28 protein-coding genes are annotated in these 25,980 nt (G+C 45.6%); 10 read left to right on the forward strand and 18 right to left on the reverse strand.

Annotated elements, in window-relative coordinates; translation table 11 throughout:
• Positions 1–119 precede the first annotated feature (119 nt).
• A complete protein-coding gene (locus tag ABIC15_RS00005) occupies positions 120–902 on the reverse strand; it encodes a class I SAM-dependent methyltransferase (RefSeq protein ID WP_483298749.1) in 783 nt (260 codons plus the stop codon).
• Between the two features lie 57 nt (positions 903–959).
• Positions 960–1,274: a hypothetical protein gene (locus ABIC15_RS00010; RefSeq protein WP_012370605.1), complete on the reverse strand. Its 315-nt coding sequence runs from the start codon at positions 1,272–1,274 to the stop codon at positions 960–962.
• Between the two features lie 204 nt (positions 1,275–1,478).
• Here ABIC15_RS00010 and ABIC15_RS00015 point away from each other — a divergent pair, with 204 nt between their 5' ends.
• The 3 genes from ABIC15_RS00015 (at position 1,479) to ABIC15_RS00025 (ending at position 3,189) form a co-directional block, all read left to right on the forward strand.
• Positions 1,479–1,958 (forward strand): GNAT family N-acetyltransferase, encoded by a 480-nt coding sequence (locus ABIC15_RS00015; RefSeq protein ID WP_318928428.1) that lies wholly within the window; start codon positions 1,479–1,481, stop codon positions 1,956–1,958.
• Between the two features lie 94 nt (positions 1,959–2,052).
• Positions 2,053–2,751 (forward strand): queuosine precursor transporter, encoded by a 699-nt coding sequence (locus tag ABIC15_RS00020; RefSeq protein ID WP_290828612.1) that lies wholly within the window; start codon positions 2,053–2,055, stop codon positions 2,749–2,751.
• Between the two features lie 81 nt (positions 2,752–2,832).
• Positions 2,833–3,189, forward strand: coding sequence for a PilZ domain-containing protein (locus tag ABIC15_RS00025; RefSeq protein ID WP_318928426.1), 357 nt, complete (start codon positions 2,833–2,835; stop codon positions 3,187–3,189).
• Between the two features lie 129 nt (positions 3,190–3,318).
• Here the strand turns inward: ABIC15_RS00025 and ABIC15_RS00030 are convergent, their stop codons facing one another.
• Positions 3,319–4,992 carry a glycoside hydrolase family 13 protein gene (locus ABIC15_RS00030; RefSeq protein WP_354019482.1) on the reverse strand — a complete coding sequence of 558 codons (1,674 nt, stop codon included), beginning with the start codon at positions 4,990–4,992 and terminating at the stop codon, positions 3,319–3,321.
• Between the two features lie 210 nt (positions 4,993–5,202).
• Here ABIC15_RS00030 and ABIC15_RS00035 point away from each other — a divergent pair, with 210 nt between their 5' ends.
• The 3 genes from ABIC15_RS00035 to ABIC15_RS00045 are packed head-to-tail and all read left to right on the forward strand — an operon-like array spanning position 5,203 to position 7,155.
• The gene (locus ABIC15_RS00035) at positions 5,203–5,820 is read left to right on the forward strand and encodes a hypothetical protein (protein WP_354019483.1); all 618 of its coding nucleotides are present in this window, start codon (positions 5,203–5,205) and stop codon (positions 5,818–5,820) included.
• Between the two features lie 58 nt (positions 5,821–5,878).
• Positions 5,879–6,673, forward strand: a complete 795-nt coding sequence (locus tag ABIC15_RS00040) for a thymidylate synthase (protein WP_290828620.1) — start codon at positions 5,879–5,881, stop codon at positions 6,671–6,673.
• Positions 6,670–7,155: a dihydrofolate reductase gene (locus tag ABIC15_RS00045; RefSeq protein WP_290828622.1), complete on the forward strand. Its 486-nt coding sequence runs from the start codon at positions 6,670–6,672 to the stop codon at positions 7,153–7,155. Before ABIC15_RS00040 ends, ABIC15_RS00045 begins: the two co-directional genes overlap by 4 nt.
• Before the next feature lie 76 nt (positions 7,156–7,231).
• Here the strand turns inward: ABIC15_RS00045 and ABIC15_RS00050 are convergent, their stop codons facing one another.
• A complete protein-coding gene (locus tag ABIC15_RS00050; RefSeq protein WP_354019484.1) occupies positions 7,232–8,752 on the reverse strand; it encodes a GGDEF domain-containing protein in 1,521 nt (506 codons plus the stop codon).
• A 78-nt stretch (positions 8,753–8,830) separates the two neighbouring features.
• Complete coding sequence (gene fumC / locus ABIC15_RS00055; RefSeq protein ID WP_290828626.1) at positions 8,831–10,225, reverse strand: class II fumarate hydratase; 1,395 nt, start codon at positions 10,223–10,225, stop codon at positions 8,831–8,833.
• A 116-nt stretch (positions 10,226–10,341) separates the two neighbouring features.
• Here fumC and ABIC15_RS00060 point away from each other — a divergent pair, with 116 nt between their 5' ends.
• Positions 10,342–11,649, forward strand: coding sequence for a hemolysin family protein (locus ABIC15_RS00060; protein WP_318928417.1), 1,308 nt, complete (start codon positions 10,342–10,344; stop codon positions 11,647–11,649).
• Positions 11,650–11,686: 37 nt separating this feature from the next.
• Here the strand turns inward: ABIC15_RS00060 and ABIC15_RS00065 are convergent, their stop codons facing one another.
• Genes ABIC15_RS00065 through ABIC15_RS00075 form a run of 3 tightly spaced genes read right to left on the reverse strand, consistent with a single transcriptional unit; the run spans position 11,687 to position 14,239 of the window.
• The gene (locus tag ABIC15_RS00065) at positions 11,687–12,085 is read right to left on the reverse strand and encodes a ribonuclease HI family protein (RefSeq protein ID WP_354019485.1); all 399 of its coding nucleotides are present in this window, start codon (positions 12,083–12,085) and stop codon (positions 11,687–11,689) included.
• On the reverse strand, positions 12,078–13,037 hold the full coding sequence (locus ABIC15_RS00070; protein WP_318928413.1) for a CobW family GTP-binding protein: 960 nt from the start codon (positions 13,035–13,037) through the stop codon (positions 12,078–12,080). The genes ABIC15_RS00065 and ABIC15_RS00070 overlap by 8 nt, the downstream gene beginning before the upstream one ends.
• 11 nt (positions 13,038–13,048) lie before the next feature.
• Positions 13,049–14,239, reverse strand: a complete 1,191-nt coding sequence (locus ABIC15_RS00075; protein ID WP_354019486.1) for an HD domain-containing protein — start codon at positions 14,237–14,239, stop codon at positions 13,049–13,051.
• Between the two features lie 147 nt (positions 14,240–14,386).
• Here ABIC15_RS00075 and ABIC15_RS00080 point away from each other — a divergent pair, with 147 nt between their 5' ends.
• Positions 14,387–14,869 carry a hypothetical protein gene (locus ABIC15_RS00080; RefSeq protein WP_318928409.1) on the forward strand — a complete coding sequence of 161 codons (483 nt, stop codon included), beginning with the start codon at positions 14,387–14,389 and terminating at the stop codon, positions 14,867–14,869.
• A gap of 259 nt (positions 14,870–15,128) precedes the next feature.
• Here ABIC15_RS00080 and ABIC15_RS00085 read toward each other — a convergent pair whose 3' ends face one another.
• The 10 genes from ABIC15_RS00085 to yvfG all read right to left on the reverse strand — a co-directional run bounded on the left by ABIC15_RS00085 (position 15,129) and on the right by yvfG (position 23,922).
• Positions 15,129–15,710 (reverse strand): deoxycytidylate deaminase, encoded by a 582-nt coding sequence (locus tag ABIC15_RS00085; RefSeq protein ID WP_413230423.1) that lies wholly within the window; start codon positions 15,708–15,710, stop codon positions 15,129–15,131.
• A 64-nt stretch (positions 15,711–15,774) separates the two neighbouring features.
• Positions 15,775–16,995: a toxic anion resistance protein gene (locus tag ABIC15_RS00090; protein ID WP_290828640.1), complete on the reverse strand. Its 1,221-nt coding sequence runs from the start codon at positions 16,993–16,995 to the stop codon at positions 15,775–15,777.
• On the reverse strand, positions 16,982–17,728 hold the full coding sequence (locus ABIC15_RS00095; RefSeq protein WP_012370622.1) for a 5-bromo-4-chloroindolyl phosphate hydrolysis family protein: 747 nt from the start codon (positions 17,726–17,728) through the stop codon (positions 16,982–16,984). The genes ABIC15_RS00090 and ABIC15_RS00095 overlap by 14 nt, the downstream gene beginning before the upstream one ends.
• 278 nt (positions 17,729–18,006) lie before the next feature.
• On the reverse strand, positions 18,007–19,353 hold the full coding sequence (locus tag ABIC15_RS00100) for a sodium-dependent transporter (protein WP_214764453.1): 1,347 nt from the start codon (positions 19,351–19,353) through the stop codon (positions 18,007–18,009).
• Positions 19,354–19,554: 201 nt separating this feature from the next.
• Positions 19,555–20,439 (reverse strand): diacylglycerol/lipid kinase family protein, encoded by an 885-nt coding sequence (locus tag ABIC15_RS00105; RefSeq protein WP_012370624.1) that lies wholly within the window; start codon positions 20,437–20,439, stop codon positions 19,555–19,557.
• Positions 20,436–21,953: an ABC transporter permease/substrate-binding protein gene (locus ABIC15_RS00110; RefSeq protein WP_354019487.1), complete on the reverse strand. Its 1,518-nt coding sequence runs from the start codon at positions 21,951–21,953 to the stop codon at positions 20,436–20,438. The genes ABIC15_RS00105 and ABIC15_RS00110 overlap by 4 nt, the downstream gene beginning before the upstream one ends.
• On the reverse strand, positions 21,950–22,681 hold the full coding sequence (locus ABIC15_RS00115; protein ID WP_012370626.1) for an ABC transporter ATP-binding protein: 732 nt from the start codon (positions 22,679–22,681) through the stop codon (positions 21,950–21,952). Before ABIC15_RS00115 ends, ABIC15_RS00110 begins: the two co-directional genes overlap by 4 nt.
• Positions 22,682–22,825: 144 nt before the next feature.
• Positions 22,826–23,032: a hypothetical protein gene (locus tag ABIC15_RS00120; protein ID WP_012370627.1), complete on the reverse strand. Its 207-nt coding sequence runs from the start codon at positions 23,030–23,032 to the stop codon at positions 22,826–22,828.
• A 60-nt stretch (positions 23,033–23,092) separates the two neighbouring features.
• Positions 23,093–23,704 carry an NUDIX hydrolase gene (locus ABIC15_RS00125; protein WP_354019488.1) on the reverse strand — a complete coding sequence of 204 codons (612 nt, stop codon included), beginning with the start codon at positions 23,702–23,704 and terminating at the stop codon, positions 23,093–23,095.
• A complete protein-coding gene (yvfG, locus tag ABIC15_RS00130) occupies positions 23,701–23,922 on the reverse strand; it encodes a protein YvfG (RefSeq protein ID WP_012370629.1) in 222 nt (73 codons plus the stop codon). The genes ABIC15_RS00125 and yvfG overlap by 4 nt, the downstream gene beginning before the upstream one ends.
• An 89-nt stretch (positions 23,923–24,011) precedes the next feature.
• On the opposite strand from yvfG, the gene ABIC15_RS00135 reads away from it, so the two are divergent.
• Together ABIC15_RS00135 and ABIC15_RS00140 are read left to right on the forward strand one after the other, a co-directional pair.
• Positions 24,012–25,586: an FAD-dependent monooxygenase gene (locus ABIC15_RS00135; protein WP_354019489.1), complete on the forward strand. Its 1,575-nt coding sequence runs from the start codon at positions 24,012–24,014 to the stop codon at positions 25,584–25,586.
• A 33-nt stretch (positions 25,587–25,619) separates the two neighbouring features.
• On the forward strand, positions 25,620–25,928 hold the full coding sequence (locus tag ABIC15_RS00140) for a hypothetical protein (RefSeq protein ID WP_354019490.1): 309 nt from the start codon (positions 25,620–25,622) through the stop codon (positions 25,926–25,928).
• Positions 25,929–25,980 lie beyond the last annotated feature (52 nt).

A 25,980-nucleotide genomic window follows, 5' to 3' on the forward strand; every position in this document is an offset into this window, starting at 1 on the left:
CAGCGACCTGGACTTTAAACGCCTTCGTATATTTGACCATAAAAAACACCCCATAAAAGTTGGATTTTTATGTCCAACTTTTATGGGGCAGTTCACTGACTCAGAGGGGTTTCTTGCCGTCATAATTCAAGAACACCATAGTGCAGCTTGGATGACTTTCGTTTCGTACGCTCAAATCCGTACCGTTCAAAGAGATCACTCTCAAAATGAGCTTTTAAGACGATTCTTTGTCGCGCGACACGCTTCGCTTCAGCTAACACATGTTCTGTCAACGGTTCATAGTTTGCCAATTGCCGTAATCCGTCTAGATGTGTGGATTCCGAAATCGTTTTTTCAAACATCGGATCAAAATAAATCACATCCACCGAATTACTCGTGCATTGTTTGAGGTATGTGAAGTGTTCCGTCAGTTGAACGTTAATCCGACGCATCGCCTCAACGATTGGCGAATATCCTTCAATCCACTGCCGCAACCCTTCCCGGACGATCAGTGCCGTGACCGGATTACTCTCTATACCGGTGACCTGACCTGACCGGCCGACCGCATGACTCATGATGATTGCATCCGCTCCTAAACCTAACGTACAATCAAGGACTGTCATCCCCTCTTGCAATCGGGCAATCGCAATCAAGGGGTCATGACCGTCGCGGTCGAATTGTTTGATCCGAAAAACCGCACTGGACGGATGAAAGAAAAAGGAACTGTCCGTTCCTGACGGATAGTACTCCAACCGGTTTTTATCCACGACAAGAACGGGTAGCTGATGTTGCTTGTGAAGTGCCGGCAGACTCATTTTTTTTCGTTCTACGACAGCAAAGTCGATGTTTTGTTCTGTTTCAAAAAGTTGTTGTCTTCTGATCTTCACATCCTCTGTCGGTCTTAAGCATGTCGTCAAGATCACTTTTTGTTTATCCAATCCGTTTCACTCCTAGAAAAAAATAAGCTAGCCTGCGCCAGCTTATTTCTTTTTCTTCAATAACCCTTCGATGTCTTCGATGAGTGCTTTTTTAGAAATCAAATCTTCTTGTTTTTCTTGTTCGACTTTAGCATCGACAGTCGTCCGTTGTAATAACGCCTGCAACGTCTCGTCAATACTTGATTTCAAATGATCGCGATCTTCTTTATTTAAGGCAAGATCGTGACGGACTTCGTCCCCTTGTTCGTCAAGTTGGCGTAACCGCTCCGTCAATTGTTTCGCTTCCCGATTCAAATCAGAATATAAGCGTTCGATTTGTTCTAAGCGTAATTTGATTCCATCGCGTTCTGTGAACACATTTTCCAACCCCTTCCAGCATACAGATGTCTACATCATTACTTTACCATATTCATCATGAAATGAAACAATCACAATCCGTTTACAACTTGCTTTTTCGCTCTTCCGGGTGCGAGATTCCTTCCGGCTATCTTTTGCAATTTGTTTCCTCAAGTCGCTATAATAAATGAGCAGAGTGAAATGCGATCAGAGGAGGACACCGTCATGGATTTAAAACGTCGAACACTACGTCATGTAGATCAGACTGAATTCGAACATTTTTTAAAGTACGGCGAACAGGCTTACGGATTATCTCGTCAGGAAATTCAAGGGTACGACCATGAGCTAGGAACCGAACGTGCCTTCGATTCTGTCGAACACAGTTATGCCGAAGATTTCTACTATGATATTCTCGTCGACGAACAGTTGATCGGTCGCGTACTCTTATTAAAGATGGGGCATTATTTCCAACTTGATTTGATGGTATTTGATCCGTACAGTAGACAAGGTTTTGGAACAAAGGCGGTAAAACAGGCACTCGAGCAGTCAAACGTATTGGCTCTTTACGAAGTGCGTGCCCGTATCCTGCCGACCTCTCCCCATCAAGAGATCGCTTCTAAGATTTTAGAGACGAACGGATTCGTCAAACAGAATGATTACTTCAGCAAGGGTCGTCGTAAACGTTACTCCCTGCAACGCCCTTGAAATTCGACCGACGCAATCAGGCGTCGGTTTTTTTGACATCAAACTAAAAACAGCGTAAAATCTTGGTTTGTATGATTCAGAAAGGAGTTCTCACATGAACGAATGGTTATGGTTTCCTTCCATCTTAATTACGATGGGATTATTATTACTCAGTTATCGTCTATTTGGCAAAACCGGTCTGATGATGTGGATTGCCATCGCAACGATCATTGCCAATATCCAAGTCACACAACAAGTCGAACTTTATTCTTATATTTTCACATTAGGTAACGTCGTGTACGGAAGCTGTTACTTGGCGACCGACATCTTAAATGAAAAGTACGGGAAGAAAGTCGCGCGTCAAGGTGTCTATATGGGCTTTTTCTCATTGATTACGACAACGTTATTGATGCAATACAGTTTACTGTATACGCCGCTCAATGACACACTCGCAAAAGACATGTCAAACTCATTGAACCTTCTATTCGGGTTGCTTCCTTGGATTGCGCTCGGCAGCCTGTCCGCCTACCTTGTCTCACAATTGTTTGATGTCTTTATCTATTCAAAAATCCGTCAGAAGACGGGTGAAAAGAAACTTTGGTTACGTACCACTGGTTCGACTGTCCTCAGTCAATTGATTGATACATTAACGTTTTGTGCAATCGCCTTTCACAGCTTACCCTTTGATATCTGGTGGCAGATTTTCATCACCACTTATCTCGCTAAATTCGTCATTGCCTGGGTCGCGACTCCTTTCATGTATATTGCCAAACGGATTCATCCGACGGCTCCTTCGAAAGATTTGGCCGCATAATGCAATCACCTTCCTGATTTTCAACATTTCGCTAGAAGATTGTTCTCTTTTAACGGATAATGGAAGTCAGGAGGTGTTCATTTGAAAATCAAACGCAATGAATCGTTCCGGTATCAGTTTGATCAACCGGTTTCCGGTGAATTCTATCTTGTCAAAGAGGGACGGCGGACACCGGTCGGATCGATGAAAATTCATAATCTCTCCCCGAGTGGCATGGCGATTGCAACACCGCTGAAACTGCCGATTGATCGTTCGATGTCAATCGTCGTTGAATTTTCTCTTATATCCGGTCTCGAACCTTTGAAGCTGAACGGACGGATTTTACATGAAAAATGGATTGATGACCAGCGTTTGTACGGCATCCGGCTCGAAACGATGAAAGAGGAACAACAACAGATTATCGATACGATCAAACAATTCGTCAAAACGACGTCTTGAATGACTCGTGTTTTACTTAGAACAAGAAGGATACGTTCTCTTTTTTTAGAAGGAGCGGACTTCAACGATTAAAAATAAGGGTGACGGATATCATGTCCGCCACCCTTATTTTTAATCGTTTTTCTGATTTTATCGTGTCGTCCGGTAGACGATTGCTTCATACGGTCGAAGGACCAACTCTTCTTTTGATCCTGCCGGTGATTCATTGTAATTTCCAATGACCGGATCAGAAGTATCGTGAGACAGTGGAACAGTTACTTCTTCCTGACTGAATGAGCAGTAAATGTACCATGTTTCATTTTCATATGTTCTTGTGTACGCATAGATGTCCGTTTCCTCTTCTAAAATCAAGGCATATTCACCATATACGATTACATCGTGCTGATGACGTAACGCAATCAACTGTTTGTAGTAATAGAAGATGGAACCCGGATCCGCCAAGGCCAGTTCGACATTGATGGTCGGATAGTTCGGATTAACTTTTAACCAGGGTGTACCCGTCGTAAATCCGCCATGCTCCGTCGCATCCCATTGAATGGGTGTCCGGGCATTGTCCCGTCCTTTAACATGGACAGCACGCAATAACTCTGCTGGTGAAGCCCCTTGCTCGGTCCGTTCTTTCCACATATTACGGATTTCGATATCCTCATAGTCCTCAATCGATTCAAAGGCAACGTTCGTCATGCCGATTTCTTCCCCTTGATAAATGTAGGGAGTTCCTTTTAACAAGTGGAGTAAGGTCGCTAACATTTTAGCGGATTCGACGCGATACGTCGTATCATTTCCGAATCGGCTGACAACGCGTGGCTGGTCGTGATTATTCCAGTACAGCGAGTTCCACCCTTTTTCGTGTAAGGCGACTTGCCATTTCGTGAAGTTTTCTTTCAGTTTCTGAAGGTCAAAGGGTTTTACATCCCATTTTCCGCCCGGACCGGAATCCAAGTCCATATGTTCGAACGTAAAGACCATGTTGACTTCTTTGCGTTCCGGATCTGTATAAAGAATGGCGTCGTCAGTCGTCGCCCCCGGCATTTCACCAACCGTCAAGACATCGTAATTACCGAAAGAAGCGTCATTCATTTCTTTTAAAAACTCATGAATTCTTGGTCCGTTAATATAATGTTGTCCGCCGTCCCCGTATAGAGCACCGGGAGGAACCGTCGCATCCGGAAGACCGGGTGTCTTCGAAATTAAGTTGATGACGTCCATTCGGAAGCCGTCAATCCCGCGATCCAACCAGCGCGTAATCATCTGATAGACTTCTTGACGCAACTTTTCGTTTTCCCAGTTCAGATCAGGTTGCTTTTTAGAAAACAGGTGCAAGTAATATTCGTTTGTCGCCTCATCCAGTTCCCAAGCCGGTCCGGAAAAAATCGAGCCCCAGTTGTTCGGGAGCGTCCCGTCTTCATTGGCGCTTCTCCAAATGTAATAGTCCCGGTATGGATTGTCCTTACTCTTTCGTGACTCTGCAAACCAGGCGTGCTCGTCCGACGAATGGTTGATGACCAAATCCATTACGATTTTGATTCCCCGCTCATGCGCCTGATCGAGCAGAAGATCAAAGTCCGCCATCGTTCCGAATTCGCTCATGATGGCTTCATAATCCCTAATATCATATCCGTTATCATCATTTGGTGAGTCATAGACCGGACTCAGCCAAATAACATCAATTCCAAGTTTTTTTAAGTAATCCAGTTTTTCAATGATACCGACGAGATCCCCGATTCCGTCTCCGTTTGAATCATTGAAACTCCGCGGATAAATTTGATAGACCACACTGTCATGCCACCATTTACGTTCCATGTGATTGATCGACTCCTCTTGTGAACAATTTGCGCAATCGATTGCGCATTTAATAAAAGCGCTTCCATTTATTTCATCGTTAGCGTATCACGAATCTTGTAATCAGGACAAGAAGATTCCCTTGTACGCAATCAGGTATACTGGACCTATCGTTTCACGTTTGAATTTTTCCGTTTGAGGAAAATGATTTAAGAGAGGAGGCGTACCAACATGTATCGTCGTTATTTATTATTTCTTGTCTGGGCTGTCGCCATCATCTTTATACTGTTGTTCGGGAATAACAGAGTTTTCCCGTCCGGTTTTCTCCTGTCCTTTTTACGATTCGATCAAAGCCAATTTGATACGTCTGCGCTCAGTTTATTTTCATTACTCGGGATCTATCCTGCAGCCTTTTTCATGCTCTTCTTGGATGAAAAACGCTTCTTGAAACCTTCACCGATGTTGGCCAGTTTCGGCGCATTCGCATTAGGCTCTTTTATTCTGATGCCGTATCTCGCCCTGGCAATTCCCCGTCAAACGTTTTTACCGTTTCGGCGCCGGAAGTTCATCCCTTATGTTGTCGCCTTGTTAGCCGTTCTGTCGGCAATCATCATCTGGTTGGCTTTGGCACGTTCTGACTGGAGCATTTTTGGAGTTTATTTCATGACAAATCAATTCGTTCGGACGATGACCGTCGATGTGGTGATGTTTTATATTTTACAGTTGTTTATGTTACACCGTATTCGGGCACGCGAGAATACTCGGCTCGGTTGGCGAGACCTCGTGCCATTGTTCGGACTGTTCAGTTATTTGTTCCGCCGTCATCTTCCGACTTCCTCCAACGGTTGATTCGACCGAACGGATTCGGCTACAATAGGAAGATAGCTTTCATAGGGGGACATTATTCATGAAACAGTATCATCAACTTTGTCAGGAAATTTTAACGAACGGCGTAAAAAAAGAAGATCGGACGGGAACCGGAACCATCAGTATTTTTGGTCATCAAATGCGGTTCCCGTTACAGGATGGTTTTCCGATGGTAACGACAAAAAAGTTACATATGAAATCGATCATTCATGAATTGATCTGGTTTATCTCCGGTGAAACGAATATCTCTTATTTACAAGAGAACGGTGTCCGTATTTGGAACGAGTGGGCGGATGAAGACGGTAATCTCGGACCGGTTTACGGTGCTCAGTGGCGTTCTTTCCCGAAACCGGATGGAACGACCGTCGATCAATTAGCAGATGTGATTGAACAGATCAAAGTCAATCCGGACTCCCGTCGTTTGATTGTCAGTGCCTGGAATCCCGGACAACTGGAGGAGATGGCCTTACCGCCTTGCCATCTGTTGTTCCAGTTTTACGTAGCAGACGGAAAACTGTCTTGTCAACTCTATCAGCGGTCGGCGGACGTCTTCCTCGGAGTCCCGTTCAATATTGCTTCCTATGCTTTGTTGACGCACATGATTGCTCATGTCTGTAAACTTGAAGTCGGCGATTTTGTTCATACTTTAGGAGATGCCCATATTTATTCGAACCATCTGGATCAAGTGAATCTCCAGTTGAGTCGAAATCCGAAACCTTTGCCGACGATTCGATTTGCCCGTGAAGTCGAGCGCATTGAAGACTTTACGTTTGACGATATCATTATCGAAGGCTACGACCCTGATCCGCACATTAAAGGAGTCGTCGCCGTATGATTTCGCATATCGTTGCCTATACAAAAAACCGGGTCATTGGACGGGATAACGAAATGCCTTGGCACTTGCCGGCTGATTTAGCTCATTTCAAGAAAACGACTTACGGTAAACCGGTTATCATGGGTCGAAAAACCTTTCTGTCAATCGGACGGCCATTACCGGGACGCGAAAATATCGTCATCACACGTGATCCGGACTTTCATGCGGAAGGCATTACCATTTGGCATGACTTAGACAGACTGGCGAATTACGCGGAGTCGGACGAGGAGGTCTTTTTGATTGGCGGCGGCGAATTGTTCCAGCAGACTCTCCCTCTTATCGAGCGGATTTATGCGACGGAAATCGATGCCCACATCGAAGGGGATGTTTACTATCCCGTTCTTCCTGATCATTTCGTTTGCTCCTCCGAAACGTATCACCCTGTGGATACGCAACATGCAGAGGCTTTTACGATTAAGCAATTTGATCGTGTTCTTGAATAAACATCATTCGATTGACGTTTCAAGCAAAAGCATCCCGACTTCCAAGAAGTCAGGATGCTTTTTTAATTCGGTCTTTTTAAGGCAGACGAATCACCCATTGGCGAATTTGCTCTTCCAACTGATGGGAATCAAGCGGAGATAAACAATAATCCGTAACGCCGCGTTCCAGCGCCTGTCCCAGCAGTTGATTTTCTTCATCGGCAATCGCAATCACGTCAATGAGGGCCTCCCGTGCCTGCTTCCACTGCTTAACTAGCTTAAAATCTGACGTTGCCAGTCGTTCGAGCGGCATTACGTAAAGCTCAATCGCGCCAGTTGTTTTTTGATCGTCAGCTACGAGATTAAAATCGTATTTCGGATGAAACGGTAACTCCATCCGTGAAAGAGATGGCAGTAACGTCTTTTCGACCTTAATGACGACCTCTAGCTTCTCCTTGGCAGTTGCCATCGCGTACAGGATGACCTGGTTCCGTCCGTTTCGCTTGGCTTGATAGAGGGCTTCGTCTGCTTCAGACGTCATCTCTTCTAGATCCATCAGAGCATCATCAATAATCGTTAATCCGATTGAAACCGTTACTTTCAACCCGTTTGGAAAGGTATGACGTTCAATTCGTGCCCGAACCCTTTCCATCATCTCTGCGGCATGTTTCGAATTGTCTGCACTAAACAGCACCATAAATTCTTCACCCCCGAAGCGAATCAATTCGTCGTCTTGTCGGAGAGCTTGTTTCGTCAAAGCTGCCAGTTCAGTCAACACAAGATCACCTGTTGGATGTCCATGCAAATCATTGATTCGTTTGAAGTGGTCTAAATCGAAAATGGCCAGAGCAAACAGCTGATGATCACGTTCCAACCGCGATGTCCGTCTCCGGTAAGCATTTTGAAGATATTTTCGGTTGAAGGCACCTGTTAACTCATCAACTAACATCGATGAAGACACGGCACGTAATTTCCGCAGCAACCGCTGAAGGCGAATCTTACGTTCGTCGATCCCTACCGTCTCATCCCAGTAATCATCTGCTCCAAGTGCATAACACATCTGACGGACAGTCGGGTCATTCGGACCAATCAAAATCAGCGGAATGAACGCGGTTTCCAATTTTTTAATCAACTTCTTCAGCAATGCATCTTCTGTCATGCGAATGATTTCGTAATCAATCAGCATCGCATCGACATGCAAATCGTATCCGACTTCCAGTGTATCTTCGATTGAACCGAAAAAACGTGTCATGTATTTTTCGTGCTCCAGTGCTTTTTTCCATTGAATGTTATCCAAAAACCGTTTCGTGACCGAAAGAATCATTTCCTTGCGCACGACTTTCTTCCGTCCCCGTTCTGACAAATGATCGATGACCGGTGCGAGCAGCTTCACGATTTGTTCATGCGTGACTTCTTCCGCTGCCCCGTTCAATTCACTTCCCCAGCCTGCTGTCTGCCGCTCAAAGAAATTTGCTTGATCATATTCGCTGAATCGGTTCAGCCATTGTGCGAAAACAAGCAACTCCGATTTCGGAACCGTATCCATCCGGAGTAAACGTTCGACCATCAGAATCGTCTGATTGATTTGTTTTTCAATTTGTTGTTTGGTTGTTTCCACGTGTCTTCCCTCTCTTTCTATACAGCCGAAATCATCCGTTCGACTGAAAAGAAAACGAGGGAAGACCCTCGTTTTCGATTATGCTTTTAAGTTCGGATGAACCATGTCCGCCGGAACGATCCATTGATCGTATTGTTCTTCTGTCAATAAACCGGTGGCAAGTGCCGCCTCTTTTAAAGTTGTACCCTCTTTGTGCGCAGCTTTAGCAATCCGAGCTGCATTTTCATACCCGATATGCGGATTGAGTGCCGTGACAAGCATTAAGGAACGTTCGACGTTCTCGGCGATGACAGTCCGCTCCGGCTCGATTCCGATGGCACAGTGATCATTAAACGACTGCAGGGCATCCGTCAATAACCGAACCGACTGGATGTAGTTATACATAATCACCGGTTTAAAGACATTCAGTTCAAAGTTCCCTTGACTTGCAGCAAATCCGATTGTCGCATCATTTCCAAGAACTTGAGCAGCGACCATCGTCAACGCTTCGCTTTGTGTCGGATTGACTTTTCCGGGCATGATCGAACTTCCCGGTTCATTTTCCGGAATCGTAATCTCACCGATTCCGGCACGCGGACCGGATGCAAGCCAGCGGACGTCGTTGGCGATTTTCATCGCATCCATCGCAAGTGCCTTGATGGCTCCATGGGAAAAGACGAGTTGATCATGGCTCGTCAGGGCATGGAACTTATTTTCTGCGCTGACAAACGATTTCCCGGTTTCTTCACTCATTTTTTCAGCTGCCCGGTCCCCGAATTCCGGATGGGCATTGATGCCCGTACCGACAGCCGTTCCGCCGATTGCCAGTTCCGTCAACGGTTCCAGTGTCAATTCAATCATTTTTTTCGAAAGCTGTAACATACGGACCCAGCCGCTGATTTCCTGACCCAGTGTAATCGGTGTTGCGTCCTGTAAGTGGGTCCGGCCGATTTTGACGATGTCTGAGAAGGCTTTGGCTTTCTCGTCAAGCGTTGCGTGGATCGCATCGATTGCCGGCAACAGTTGATCGATGACAATCGTCTTCGCCGCAATATGCATCGCCGTCGGATATGTATCGTTTGAACTTTGTGATTTATTGACATCATCATTCGGATGGATGACCTTGTCACTTCCCCGCTCGGCAAGTTTCCGTGTTGCGACCCGGGCAACCACTTCGTTGACGTTCATGTTCGACTGTGTGCCGGAACCCGTCTGCCAAACGACCAGTGGAAATTCTGCGTCGAACTGTCCGGCGATGATTTCGTCACAGACTTCCGCAATCACTTCCGCTTTCTCTTGATCCAAAACCCCTAGATCACGATTGGCTAATGCTGCGCCCTTTTTCAGAACGGCGAATGCCCGAATGATTTCGATTGGCATCTTTTCCGTACCGATCTTAAAGTTTTCCAGACTGCGTTGTGTTTGTGCTCCCCATTCCTGTGCTTCCGGGACACGAATTTCCCCCATCGTGTCATGTTCTAAACGGTATTCCATAATCATTTCCCCCTTTATCTGCTGATACATTAATAGTTTAACGGAAACCGTCACGAATGGGAATGATAGAGGCCGGTTTGGGGAATAGTTTGTTATCGAAAAGGAGTGAATGCTTGATGTGGTTGATCAATTTAACAATTGTTTTACTTTTAATTTTGGCGAATGGGGTCTTTGCGATGACGGAACTGGCTTTACTGTCCTCCAAAAAATCCAAGCTGCAACAATATGCCGACGACGGAAAAAAATCCGCTCAAATCGCTCTCGACTTTTTGGAACGTCCGACGGATTTGCTGTCGACGGTTCAAGTCGGTATTACCTTAATCGGCATCATCAACGGAGCCTTTGGCGGTGCTGCTTTATCCGCTCCGTTGATTGACTGGCTCGCCGGTTTTGAGTGGCTGGCACCTTACGCCAGTACGATCGGCTATGTCGTCGTCGTCACGATCATCACTTATTTATCGCTTGTCGTCGGTGAACTGGTCCCAAAACGAATTGCCCTTGTCAGTCCGGAGCGTGTCACGATGCTTCTGGCACAACCGATGCGGATATTCTCAAGTGTCCTAAAGCCGTTCATCTTCATCTTGAGTAAGTCAACAAGCGTTATTTTCCGGATGATCGGACTCGACCGGCTGCAAATGGAAGACGAGACGGAAGATGAAGTCAAACAGTTGTTGATTCGCGGGACAAAAGAAGGGACGTTCGCAACGTCAGAGGCAGAACAAGTCTCGCGTGTATTCGCGTTTCACGATCAGTTGGCATATGAATTGATGGAACCGCGTACGGTGACGGAATGGATTGATTTGACGGATTCATCCGACGAGATCTTGGCTGATTTACGAAGTGCAAAACACCGGAATCTTCCTGTCGGTCACGGTGATTTGGATCACTTCGTCGGATACATCGATGCCAAGGAAATTCTCGCTGCCGAGCAACCGATTGCTGTCATCGAGTCCATGATTCACACTCCGCTTATCGTCCCGAAACAATTGCAAGCGACTGTCCTGCTCGAACGGATGCGCAAGGAAACGGTTTCCATTGCCTTTGTACTCGATGAATATGGCGGTTTTTTGGGAATGATTACATTATTTGATATCTTGGAAGCATTTGTCGGTGAAATCTCGACGGTCGAAGAGGAACCGGAACTTGTCCAGCGGACGGATGGATCTTATTTGGCAGACGGGTTACTGCATATCGATGATTTAAAACGGGTACTCGATATTAAAACAGAGTTACCTGGCGAAGCAAAAAATAGTTATCATACGGTCGCCGGGCTCGTCTTATATCTGCTCGGCGAGTTTCCGGTCCGCGGAAGTCACGTGACGAGCAATGGTTATCGTTTCGAGGTGGTTGACTTGGATGGTCGGCGGATTGATCAAATTTTAGTCGAACGACTGGAAGATCCGGTCGATGAGACGTCTCTATGAAAAAACTGACCGGATCTGTGCGATCCGGTCAGTTTTCTTATTCATATTCATTTAAAGCATCTTTTGCCACACGATCGGCTTTATTTTCCGACCGTGGAATCCATTTGACGAATGCAAGCGGTAAACGGGAAAACCGTTCAAATGCCGGATCAAAATAAATTTGAATCCGTTTGTTTTTGGCAAATTCGCGTTCGACTGCCAACGAAACAGCTTCTGAATCCGTCCGGAAGGAAAACACACTTTCTCCTTGTACGGCTAATTCTTCCGCTAATTCCACTGCTTTTAAAAATGCCTGAAATTCAGCTTCGTGATTATTTTCAGCCGTAATCCGAAACGTCCGTTCAATGACCTGACCTTCTGAATTTTTGCAGAAAATACCGACTGCCGCATCATCATTCGAGGGACGGACCGCTCCGTCAAAATACAACTCAACCATGTTCTCTCGCCGCCTTTACACCTTTTCGAATCGCTTGTTCATCCAGATTTTTTCCGATGAAGACCAGCGTTGTTTGTTTGGACCCTTCAAATTCACCGCGTGTTGCCGTTCCGTAAATCATGCCTGTTCCTTGTAAAATGGTTTTCCGATCCGTATCCGAAAAATGAAGAATACCTTTATAACGGTATAAATCTTCCGCATACGCCTCAAGAATTTCTCGCAGGACAGCACCGAAACGTTGCCGATGCAACGGGACTGGTTCTGTAATCGTTAACGCAGTAAAGGAATCGGCCGCCTTCTGCAAGCCGTCCGTTTGTTGAGCCAATCGTTCTTCTTCCTGTTTCGGAAAATGGAATGTTTCAAATAACTGTTCGATCGGTGTTTCGGACTCGACCGTCGGTAAAATTAACGCCGTTGGGTTCAATTCGGATAAACGTTTGAGAGCAACCGTCACATCATTCTCCGAAATTAAATCCGTTTTGTTCAGCAACAAAGTATCAGCAAACCCGATTTGGCGGACGTTTTCTTCAAATGTTAACTGCCGCTCCAGTTGATAAGCATCGACGACTGTAATGACACTTGATATTTGATACTGCTGTTCAACCGCCGGTTCAAAATAGAACGTCTGTAAAATTGGACCCGGATCGGCAATCCCTGTTGTTTCCACAATCAAACGATCAAATGTCATTTCACCATGCCGTCTTTTTTTCGCAATCCGAAGTAACGCATCCCGCAAGTCACCGCGAATGGAGCAACAGATGCAACCGTTCGTCAGTTCGATGACTTCTTCGTCACTTCGCTCGATCAAGGCTTCATCGATGTTGACGGCACCGACTTCGTTGACGAGTAATGCTACTTTTTCAATCGGATTCGAAACAATCCGGTTTAATAATGTCGTTTTCCCTGCCCCTAAAAAGCCGGTGACAAGGGTCGTTTGAATACGTTCAGACATAGGTTCACTCCTTATGTTAACTGCGACTGGCGCCATTTTTCTTTCCGCGCATCGAGTAAATCGATGGCATGCAAATACCAGGCGTCTGTTGTCTGCGGTGTGACGCTTGATCCCCACTCTTTTTTGCCGTGGTGGGATAGAATCATATGCATCAACCGGTGATATTGATTGACCGGGAGACGGACGGCTTCTGCTTGGAGTGCTTGTTCCAGGACAAAACATCCGTACGGCATATGACCGACCAACACACCGTTCGGATCTAAAGCGATTCCGGATAATTGTTCACTGGCTGGTTCTGTTTGGACCAAACGGGAAAAACGGTCACCGCTTGCTCCAAGGTGGGTATATTCAAAGATTTTTCCGATATCGTGCAATAAAATACCCAACAGTAACTCATCCTGGTGCGGTCGTTCGTCCAACAGGGCAATCGACCGGGCCGACTGGTACAAAGCATCAAAGCTGTCATCCCAGGCAAATTGGCGCATGTCCCGTTCACCCGCTTGGAATAAATCATTTTTATGATCCGCTTCGGCTTCCTGAATACATTGTAACAGCGTCAAATCAGGTCGTTCCGATTGACAAATCCCAAAACCGATCGTCATCATACACGCTGTATGCTTTAACAATCCACCGATATAGGCATGATGGTGATACAAGGCTGCCGGACGGGTCGAAAAATCGTCCCAATAGGCGGCTACCACCCGATGTGCCACTTGCCGGAGCGGTGCCTCCATTTTTTCAACCAGTCCGATCAATTGATCACGGTAGTCTTGTGCGGATTCACCTGCTGGCATTTGCGGTAAATAGGCGGTACCCGATTGATCGTGCACAGCTTTCACCCGCTGGACCGTTAAAGATTTGTTTCCGGAATCAACGGGATATTCATCTACCTTGGCCGAGACATGAACGATTCCGGTTTCAAGATACGGACGCATCGCCTCTTCTGCTGTTCCCTGGTTCAACCATTGTTTCCCTTTGCAGGAACCACTTGGAGAGTTGAAGGTGAACTGTAACCATTCACGACCTGTCTGACTTGTTTTAATTTCAGCCGATGCGACAAGCAAGGTTTCTTCCACCTGTTCTCCAGGAACATGGTTCGAGATCAGAAAGCCGGTCGTCTTCTCAGTTCCGTCGACCGGGTAGTCTTCTCCGCTGTAAACCGGCAATTCAAGCTCGGGAATCGCTTTAAATAATCGAATCATCGTCAACACTCCTCTCATTTACTCTGCCTCTCATGATAACAAATCTTCCTGATTCCTGCATATGCTAAAACATTCATTGTAAGCGCTTCATTTATGATTTAAAATGACAAGTGAAGACAAATTATCCATGATAAGGAGGATTACCGGATGATTTTTTCATTATCGACTTGTTATGACACTGTTCAAGCTTCAGAACTGGAGCCGGAACAAACTATTGTCACTCGTGAACAGCTTCGTCAAGCCGTTTCGGTTTATGATCCGCTTGCTCTGAAAAATCCTTGTTTATTACATCAACTCATTGATCAAGAAATGATCTTAGCATGCCGACAAGTGGAGGCACTTGGTTTATCACTTGAAGCAGCCCCTGTTAAGCTGTTGATTGTCTCGTCATTTAATCCGGGTGCCGGCTTTGATACGGTAGAAATCGATCGCATGTCCCATGAGACATTAAAACGGCAACTCGCAACGAACGATGTCGTTTTCTCACGGTTCATCCAGCAACTGTTTCTTCATCAAACACAACCCGACATTCTCTGTCAACGTTTGATGACCGTGTTAGCCGGCGCGACGGCGAAAAAAGTACGTGTTCGAGCCGAGCGCCTTCAAACTTCCTGGGCCATCCTGCATTAAGCATACAAAAAGTCCTGACTCAAATGAGTCAGGACTTTTTTTCAACGACCTGGCATTCCAGCTCCTTGATGGACATTTCTAATGAAAATGCGGCATTCCGCTTCGTCATATTCTATATACATCATTGCAGAATATTGGAAATATGTCAATTTATTTTTCAAAAAAAAGTGGGATAACTTCTTCTGAAGTTATCCCGAATGGAAGAGTGAATAATTACCATGGCAATGCTTAATTTCATAATACAATGCAATGGAAGCGTTTACAAGTCTTTATCGAAAATTCTTTCAAGAAAATATTCTTCTGTTAACGGACGATGAAGAACTTCGATCCCGCTTTGACGCATCAGTGTCAAACCATCCCCGTATTCGTAGCCTGTTGAATAGACGACACGATCGATCTTCGAGGCGATCAAGGCTAAGCTGCAGGCATGACAGGGACTGTGTGTCACATAGGCTGTCGCATGGCGGGCGCTCGTCGAGTCGGCCGCAAGTTTTCCGAGTGCATTGATTTCAGCATGAATCTCGTTCATCTTCGACCATTCATGGTGTTCTTCTTGGTTGTCACAGCGGTAAAATACTTGACCGTTATGTACGATTGACAAGGCATCTGTCTTTCGCTGTTGTCCTTCGGCTTCTGCTTTATACAGGATGTTGTCCTGCTTTAAATAGATTTCATTACAATTCACGTGCTGACTCGGTGTTCCATTGATTCCGATCGATATCGGTTTCTCATCTTTGACGATGACACAGGCAACTGACTTTGACGCACACTTTGAATGGCGATCCGCCATCATCCGTGCAAACAAAAGCCAGGTCGTATCCCATTGATGTTGTTTTTTCATCATAACGTTCTCCCCCTGAATAACTATTTTAAAAAAACCACTAAGGAACACATAAATGTGTTCCTTAGTAAGGGCGGTTTGGTAATTCGCGATTTTTTGAAGCCACTTCCATGACTTTTTGCTTCAATTCATTTTCCATTCGTTCAAGCTCGTGTTCCGCATCACGACGTTTTTGTTTTCCGTCCTGTTGAATGCGAAGCGTTTCATCCAACGTTTCGATCAGGTTTTGATGCGCCACTTTCAAGGACTCAACAGACACGATTCCTTTTTCGTTTTCTTCTGCAATTTCGATCGATGAATCTTTGAGCAGTCGTGAATTTTGTTCCAACAATTGATTCGTCGTATTCGTGACGTCTTTTTGCATCTGCAGGGCTGTTTTTTGCCGCGACAGACTGAGCGAGAGAACGACTTGGTTTTTCCAAAGTGGAATCGTATTGACGACCGCTGATTCAATCTTCTCCGCTAAAATTTGATTGTTTTGTTGAATGACACGAATTTGTGGAGCCATTTGTAAACTAATTGTCCGTGACAGTTTTAAGTCATGGATTTTCTTTTCAAATCGATCAGCGAGCTGAATCATGTCATTGAGTTCCTGTATCCGCGTCTGATCCTGTGACCGTTCGACTTCCATACGTAACGGTTCGATTTCATGTTCTCTGACATGTGCAATCTTTGTTTCCCCTGCAGCGATGTAGAGGTTCAGTTCTTCGAAGTACCGTTTATTTTTTTGATACATCTGATCAAGCAGCGTGATGTCCTTCATCAAACCGAATTTTGAACGATCCAGATTATGAACGACTTCTTCCAGGTAAGCACTCATTTTTTCGTACTGTAAAAAGTACGTCTCTGCTTTTTTCTTCGCCCGGCCGATGACCGGAACATTGGACCAGAAACTTTTCTTTTCCTGTAATGTGTCCGGATCCATCTGACGGACCCGTTGCATTAAATCCGACAAAAGTTTGCCGGCATCGCCGCCGTCTTTCATTTTCACTTCACTCAACACTTGATCTGAAAACTGTGACAATTCGCGTTGAACCGGTGCCCCGTACTGCATGACGGCATCTGATTTGTTTAAATCGATGACTTGGAGCAACCGTTCAATTTTTTGGCGTTGTTCTGCCGGAACGTCACTCGGGATCATGTCTTCGACCGGCCGGACCGGTGCAGCCGGACGGGATGTCGCTTCCGCAAGGTTCAAGTCAACGGACGGATCCGAAATTGTCGGTTGTGTCGTTGATTCTTCTTCCGGCCATTGTTGCCAACTGTTGTTATCAGAATGGGTCATGTTTATAACTCTCCTCCTGTTTTCGTTGTTCTGACTCTTGTGCCAAAACCTTTTCAATCGTTAACAATTCACGTTCTAAGTCTACTGTATCGCCTTCTAACAACAACGATTGCTGTTGTTTTAACTTCTCGGCGATCAGTTTCAGATTGGATTGCAACTGTTCCCGTGTGTCAAGTTGAACTTGCGCTCCTCGCCGTTCGAGATCCGCAAACTTTTCTGAAATCGAGAGTAGCGAATCCAAATAAAATGTAAAGAAATCACGGACTTTTTTGACTTCACGCGGCGCCGTGAACAATTCTTCAAACAGGACATGGGCTTCCCGGGAAACAATCCGCATTTCAGAGCGGACTTCACTATCCCGGATCGCCGGAATGATTTTATCGAAGGATTGAAGTTTAGCAAATCCTTCTTCGACCGTCCGCTGTAAGACCTGAAGCTCTAAATCATCCGTTTCATCGAACCTTCGCGTTGCTTGTTCCGGTTTTAAGATGACACTTCCGACAAACTCATCTTCATCATCAAGCAACAGTTTCTTTTTCACATTTTTTCGTTTTAATTCCGTTGATTTCCGTTCAGTCCGATACCGTTTTCCCGGTTTTGCACGATAACCGCTCCAAATGAACCAGAGACCCAGTGCAATAAAAATGCCGGAAAAATTCAAGGCATCCGCCACTTGAAGAAATACGAACATCAGACCGATGGAACCAAAGATCCACCATGTAGAAGACTTCACCTCATCACCACCCCTTTTGATTGTTTCTTCTATTCTGTCTTCACTGTCTGCACTTTAATTATTTGTTACTTATATCTTACCATTACGCATCATATAACAAAAAGTTTCCCGTTTTAGAGAAATGTTAGTCCTCTCTATTTCTTATTTCACCATAATCTATCGAGCGTGACATCCGTCTCAAGTTTGATTTCTGCCATCATACCGGCAACCAAAAAAAGTCCGTCCGCAAAACACTGCAGACGAACTTTTTACTATGATCTGTCACTATCCTTTTTTTTTTAAGAACCAAACAGCGGCCAAATCAAGATAATCAAAATGGCGAGCGGACTTAAATAACAAATACTGAAACGCCAAAACGGAAGAATCCGTTTCATCAGCGGACTTGTGACAAGTTCTTGTTCGACTAGAGCGCGATCCAATTTAAATCCGGCAAAAAATGAAATCAACAAGGCACCAATCGGCATCAGGAGATTGGAAACGGTAAAGTCCATCCAGTCAAAAACCGTTTTATCCATCCATGTGATGTCAGCTGCCATACCAAATGAAAGAGCGGATGGAATACCGATTACCCCGATTAATATCGTGGCAATGATCGTATTTCGTTTTTTATCCCGGAACGTCGCGGTTTCTTTCCGGTCCGTAATAGCGGACACCACCACTTCAAGCATCGCAATAGATGAAGTAATCGATGCGAATGCGAACAAGAGGAAAAACAGGACCAAGAACAACGATCCGAATTGGATTTGACTAAACACCGTCGGCAAGACGATGAACAATAACGAAGGGCCTTCCGCCGGATCGAGACCGGATGCGAAAACAGCCGGGAAAATGGCGAATCCTGCAAGCAAGGAGACGACCACATTCAACGACACGATCCAGATCGCGGAACGATTGATTTGTCCCCGTTCCTTCATGTACGAAGCATAAGTCAGCATCGCTGATACGCCTAACGATAAAGAAAAGAACGCTTGCCCTAACGCACTAAGGACCGATGTCCGGTTCAGGGCCGAGAAGTCAGGTTCGATGAAGAAGCGGACTCCCGCGCCTGCTCCTTCGAGTGTCAACGAACGAACGACAAGAACGATGAAACAGAGGAAAAGTAAAGGCATCATGATTTTACTCATTTTTTCAATACCGGCCTGCACTCCGCGTAAGACAATCACACACGTAATGATCAGAAAAATTAACTGTCCTGTAATGGCATAACCGGGCGAACCGGAGACTGTCGCAAATAATTCACCCAAGTCCGCCCCATTCATCGACGTTAAATTTCCGGAAAACCCTAGCACGATATAGATGAGAACCCAACCGCCGATGACACTGTAAAATGAGAGCAACAGAAAACACGCGATAACACCGAGCCAACCAATAAACGTATATTTTTTATGACCAAGCTCTGAAAAAGCTCGTAAGGCGGTTTTGCCACTCGTCCGCCCGATTAAGAATTCGGCAATCAATACCGGTAATCCGAGCAAAAGCGTAAAGGCCAAAAATAATAATAAAAATGCCCCGCCTCCGTTTGTTCCCGTTGTGTATGGGAACTTCCAAATTGCGCCCAGCCCGATCGCTGATCCAGCTGCCGCCAAAATAAATCCAATCTTTGAAGCCCATGCATTTCCCTTCATGTGCTCACCCTCCTTTTCAAAAATACTTTTCCATTGTACAAAAGTTCATCCAGGAAGTCATCCTTTATCAAACATTTTCTTTAAAGCGTCAAAGCATAACCGCATATTCGCGCTGAATTAACGATGTTTCATCCTAAAAAAAATCGAAGTCCGTATGAGGAACTTCGATCCGAAAACACTTTATTTAATTGATGATTCGTTTCATGTTAATGCATCAATCCGTCCACTGTACATCTTCAAAAACTCTGGTAATACTTTGACTTCGATCGGCGAATGCATCGCTTTTTCTCCATCCGTATCAATGACTTTCGGAGAGTCGGTTTTTAACGTGAAGCCGCTTGTCAAAATATGTGTAAACGACGGTTCTGTCGCCAGACCTATTTTTTGTAAGATGACATCGCGGATTGTCGTCAAGTTCACTTCATCAACGATGACAAGATCAAGTTTTCCGTCGTTATAAGCGCCTTCTGACAGATTGGTTCCGATGCCACCCAGTGATTCCCCGTTCGCAGCTAAAATCAGCACGGCTTCTCCCGTCATTTTTTGACCTTCCGCTAACTTGAGCTCGTAAGAAAACGGTTCTGCCTCCATACTGGATCGAATCGTTGAGAGATAATATCCCATCTTACCGAGACGGGCTTTTTCTTCTGTATCAATTCCGATGGAAGCTTCCGCAATCAGACCTAAACCAAGGAAGTTCAAGAAGTACGTATCATTGACCTGCCCGAGATCGACTTCGACGATTTGCTGGGTCGCAATCATTCCGGCAGCTAACCGTGGCACCATTGGTAATCCGAGCGTCCGGGCAAAGTCGTTACACGTACCACCCGGGATGATACCGAGAACCGGACGGGTCTCAAGTTTCGCGATTCCATTGATGACTTCAAAAACAGTCCCGTCCCCGCCGATGACGACGAGGGCATCAAAACCGTCCGCTTCTTCTGCAAAATGTAAGGCATCAAGGACTTTGGCAGTTTGCCGAATGACGATTTCGTCAAACATCGCTGCCAACGGATCAATCACATCCTGTAAAAGTCCGGCGCGGTTGGACCCGGCCGTCGGGTTACTGATCAATAGCAATCTCATTTCAGAATTCCTTCTTTCTGTAAATAGTCGCGTGCGACTTGATTGGCTGTTTTCCCGCCATAAGCGACCGCTTCATTCATTTTTGACATCTCGCTGTCGGAAATTTTTCCATCCAACTGCTTTAATGCCTGTTCGACTTCCGGATATTCGTCTAACGTCTCTTGTCGAAGAAGAGGAGCCCCCTCATAAGGCGGGAATAGTTGCTGATCATCCTCTAACACAACCATGTTAAATTTGGCGATTTCCGGATCGGTCGAATACGCATCGATGACTTGAATATCACCCGACTGGACGGCTTTATAACGTAGTTTCGGTTCCATCGTCACCACTTCTTTGAAATTGACACCGTATTTTTCTTGAATTCCTTTATAGCCGTCTTGCCGATCTTTAAACTCTAATGTAAATCCGGCTTTTAATTGATCCGCTACTTGCTGTAAATCGGAAATCGTCTTTAATTGATATTGGTCTGCCACCTTTTTCGGAACGGCGACAGCATAGGTGTTGTTATAGTTCATCGGAGGCAACAGTGCCAGCTTTTGTTTAGCAAGACCATCGCGTGCCTGCTCAAAAACAGCTTGTTTATCGTTCGAGACCGGCTTTTCGTTCGTCAGACTGGCAAGCACTGTGCCCGTGAATTCCGGATACAAATCAATATCACCGGACTGTAAGGCTTTATAGACGAATGTCGTCTTCCCGAAGTTCGGTTTGACTTGAACGTTCAAATCCGTCTGATCTTCAATGACCAGTTTATACATATTCATTAGAATTTCTGGTTCGACCCCTAATTTACCGGCAACGACCAGATCCGGTTGTTCCGTCCTTCCGAGGGCGAATGGTGTAATGATTAATGCTGCAATCAAGGCTAGAGCGACCACAAGTCGACCGGTTTGACGTTTTTTAGTCGCGACTTCTGTCTGTCTTAACAATCCGTCAAACAAAAGAGCGAGCAAGGCGGCAGGAATCGCACCGAGTAATAACAAATAATTGTCATTGCGGTCAATCCCAAGCAGGATGATCGAACCAAGTCCGCCGGCTCCAATCAAGGCGGCAATCGTAGCCGTCCCGATAATCAGAACCATCGCCGTCCGAATCCCGGCCATCATGACCGGCAAGGCAAGCGGAAGCTCAACTTTCATCAAACTCTGCATCGGTGTCATCCCGCAAGCCCGCGCTGCTTCCTTCAGTGAAGGGTCTACTTCCGCTAAGCCCGTATACGTATTTCGGACGATTGGAAGAAGGGCATATAAAACAAGAGCGATGACGGATGGGACTGTCCCGATGCCGACGAGCGGAATCATCAGACCGAGTAACGCGAGTGAAGGAATCGTTTGGATGACTGAAGTGACCCCGATCGACCATTCACTGAACTTTTTGTGGCGCGACAGATAGATACCGAGGGGAATGGCAATCACACAGGCAATCACCAGTGATAAAACAGACAGTTGAATATGTTCAATCAACGCCTGCAACAATTCCGTCTTTCGGTCTTGGTACGTCTCAAACAATCCTGTCATTGGACAGTCCCCCTGACTTGACCCATGAATTCTTGAACAAATTCATCTTTGCTGGCCAAAATCTCTTCTTTTGTCCCAATCAAAACAATCTCGCCGTCATTCATTAAACAGATCCGGCTGCCGAGCTTTAACGCTTCATTCATGTCATGGGTGACGAATAAAATGGTTTTCCCGAGTTCTGCGTTTAAGCGCAACAAATCGTTTTGTAATTGGTCTCTTGAAATCGGATCAAGGGCTGAGAACGGTTCATCCATTAAGATGACGTCTTGTTCTGCCGCCAAAGCCCGCATGACACCCACCCGCTGTTGCTGGCCGCCCGAAAGTTCCCCCGGATATTTTTTTCTTAAATTCTCATTTAAACCGGTTAACTGGAAGAGGTTATGGACACGTTCTTCGACCTTCTTTTTGTCCCACTTCAATAAATGCGGAACGACACTTACGTTTTCTTCAATCGTCATATGCGGAAATAAGGCGATTTGCTGAAGGACGTAACCAATTTGACGACGCAACTCGTGTTCATTGATTGACATGATCGGTTGACCGTTGATCCAAATTTGCCCTTCCGTATGATCAATCAATCGATTGACCATTTTCATCGTCGTCGTTTTCCCGCAACCGGACGGACCGATCAGACAAAAGATTTCCCCCTGATCGACTGTAAAGTTTAAATCGCGGACCGCTTTCGTTCCATCTGGATATGTTTTTCCAACTGCTTTAAATTCAATCACGTACGATCCCTCCAGCACCTTAATGTAGTCAAGTCTATTCTTTATTATCTTTGTAAAATTTCCCTGATTTAACCGTTCTGAAACCTGCTTTACACGATTGGAAGACACAAAAAAACCGGCAGAAGATTCTGTCCGGTTTACTGTTTATTTTGTCTTACGCTCTAATAATTCAATCTCTGATTTGATTAAAACTTGTTTCTCAAATTCAAACCCAAGAGATTCGAAGTTTTTTGTATGCGAGAGATCGCCTACTACCGTATTTGTTAATACAGCCGTGACTTCCGCCACCCAACCTTCTTTTGTTTTTACCATATCACCGACGATATAATCAAATAACTCTTCTTCTTCCATCTTCTTCATCTCCTGACACGTTCAGATAGTCTTAATCATATAAAAGAACCTGTGAAAAAGCTAGTATTGCGTCAAGGTACGTAACATCTGCCGTAAAATCTTCGCAGTCAGTCCCCAAATCAAATACTCTTCATGTTCGTAAAAATGTTCGACTGTTTTATATGTCCGGTCGACATATGCATCCCGGTTCGCCAGACGATCCGTTGGAACGGTTTTATCGGGACGAATCCGCCACTCCATTTCACCTTGAATCGGTTCTGCTGCAAGCAAGTCGGCAAGCGCCACATAAAAGATATGGTCGACTTCCATCGGCGACGGCTGAATATCCTCCGCTGTCAGGATGCCGAGATACGGATAGATGATGGAACGATTGGGCGTGACGAGCGGTTCCAATGTTCCGATGATTTCAATTTCAGTTTCGCGAATATTCAATTCTTCCGTTGTTTCCCGCACTGCCGCTGCTCTCGGCTGTTCTCCGGGATCAATCCGACCGCCGGGAAATGCAATTTCTCCCGGTTGCGAACGCAACGTCTTCGCCCGTACTTGGAATAAGAGATGCACTTCCCCGTCCCGCTCTACTAGTGGGACTAAAACGGCTGCGGCATTTTTAGGAAGCTGTTCCGTAGAAGACGCAAACACGCGTTTGACGTCATGTAATCGAATTTCTTTCATCGTGTTTCCTGCGCCACTTTCTGATACGCTTCTTCGAGATGACGCATCCGAACGATCAAATCGGCATTTTTGGCGATACGATCCGCCAGAATCGATCCGGCGACGACCTTGTAATAGGCGTTTAATGCTTGGATTTTTGTCATGTACGCTTCATTTTGTTGCATGTATTCTCTGAAGTTACTCATCAGACGTTCTGTCGTAAATAATTGCTCGTTCACTGCTCTCATCCTTTCAGACGGTTTGCCGTCCAGTCGATAGTTTAATGGTAGCGAGTTTCGGCTAAGAAGTAAAATAAGGGGGGCTATCCGTGAAGAAAAAAATAGATGTATTGATTATTGGTGCCGGACCGACCGGCTTGACATTAGCGCTTGCCTTATCGCGTTACGGACTGACGTTTCGGATCATTGAACGCGCAAGCGGTCCATCTGTCGTTTCAAAAGCCATCGGTATTCAGGCACGATCACTCGAGTTGTTCGCACGTCTTGGTGTAGCCGATGCCTTAATGGAGAACGCCATTAAAATCAATCAAGGTAACTTATATGTCAATGGTGCCTGGCAGGCAAAACTTGACTTTACGGATTTAAATACACCGTTTCCTTTCGTCACCTTGTTGCCGCAAAGTGAAACAGAACGAATTCTTGAGACACGTTTAAAAGAAGACGATCATACGGTCGAACGTGAAACTGAGTTGACCGGCTTCGCACAATTTCCGACATTCGTCACCGCATCGATTCGAAAACATGATGTCACGGAAACGGTCGATGCTTCCTTCATCATCGGGGCAGATGGGGCCAACAGCTTTGTCCGGCGTGAACTCGGACTCCCGTTCAGCGGGAAATCTTTTAAAGAATCCTGGGCACTGGCCGACATTGAAGTCGATTGGCCGTTGTCATCGGAAGAAGTGCATATTTTCTTCTCTGATCACGGTGTCATCGAATCCTTCCCGCTACAGTCGAATCTTTTCCGAATTACCGGTAATTTAACGAATGGTACCGTTCCGACCGACCATTCCGCTATCGAAGACTTCTTAAAAAATCGGGCGAAGGTGCCGTTCACTTTAAAGAAAGTCCATTGGTATTCCATGTTCCGCGTTCATAATCGAATCATCGAGAAGTTTGGACACCACCGGATCTATTTGATTGGTGACGCCGCGCATATCAATTCACCGGTTGGCGGACAAGGAATGAACACCGGCATTGCCGATGCGATGAATTTAGCCTGGAAACTGTGGTGCGTCCACCGGTTTAAAGCCAGTTTCCCGTTACTTGATTCGTACAGCGTCGAGCGACGCGAAGCAGCGCGCGGTATTTTACGTTCTACGAACCTCGCGACTGAGCTGTTACAGATCAATGTTCCCTTCTTATTGCCGCTTCAGGAAAAAGTCATTCGAAACAGTTTAAAGATTACACCGTTACACCATTACGTCACGAACCGGATTGCACAACTCAACAGTAATTATCAATCATCGCGGTTGTTTGTCACACAAGGTAATTTCCCGCTTTTGACGCCGCGTCCGGGAGAGCCGATGCCGTACAGTGAAGTTGTCAATCCGCGCACGAAAAAAAATGAACTGTTGTTGCGACGGGCAGATCGTAACTTCCTGCTCCTGCTGTTCCTGCCGCGTGAAGCCTGTGAACAGACACTGTTGCCGTTTAAAGAATTGGCCTATTCGTATCCGGACCTGTTCGAAACCGTTTCGATTCACCAGGAACTGAAAGATGACGGCGTCGTCGATCAGGGCGGCGAACTGGCCCGAAAGTTCGGGATTAAACAAGCCGGCCTGTATTTGATTCGGCCGGACGGATACATTGCCTACCGCCAGCAGGGTTTAAAGATTCAATCCTTCTCACGTTATCTTGAACGTTTACTTTATGCCCGTTAAGGACGTATGATAAAGATGAGGTGAGGTTTTTATATGGACTTTAACACGATTCGAATTCTATTGATTGTTGTACTTGTTTTATGTTTCCTCTTCATCGTTACACGACGTACAAAAGAATCCTTACGTTGGGTCTTGCTCGGCGAAGAGTTTGGTGAAAAAGGAGAACAGTTGGCACGTGATCACGATCGGCTTGAACAAGCAGGACTTCATGTCCGGATGGAACGAGGTGTCAAAACCTCATTTCTGTTCCGTCGCTTCAGTAAAGATTTAGACGATCGGGTGGCGCTGTATGTCTTAAAAGAAGAGTTGCCCGAAGCCGAAGTGATTTTGCATCGGACGTAACATAAAAACACGGAATCTCCGTCCGGAGATTCCGTGTTTTATTACGTCGTGA

Source organism: Exiguobacterium sp. PvP048 (assembly GCF_040549175.1).
GTDB classification, from domain to species: domain Bacteria; phylum Bacillota; class Bacilli; order Exiguobacteriales; family Exiguobacteriaceae; genus Exiguobacterium_A; species Exiguobacterium_A artemiae.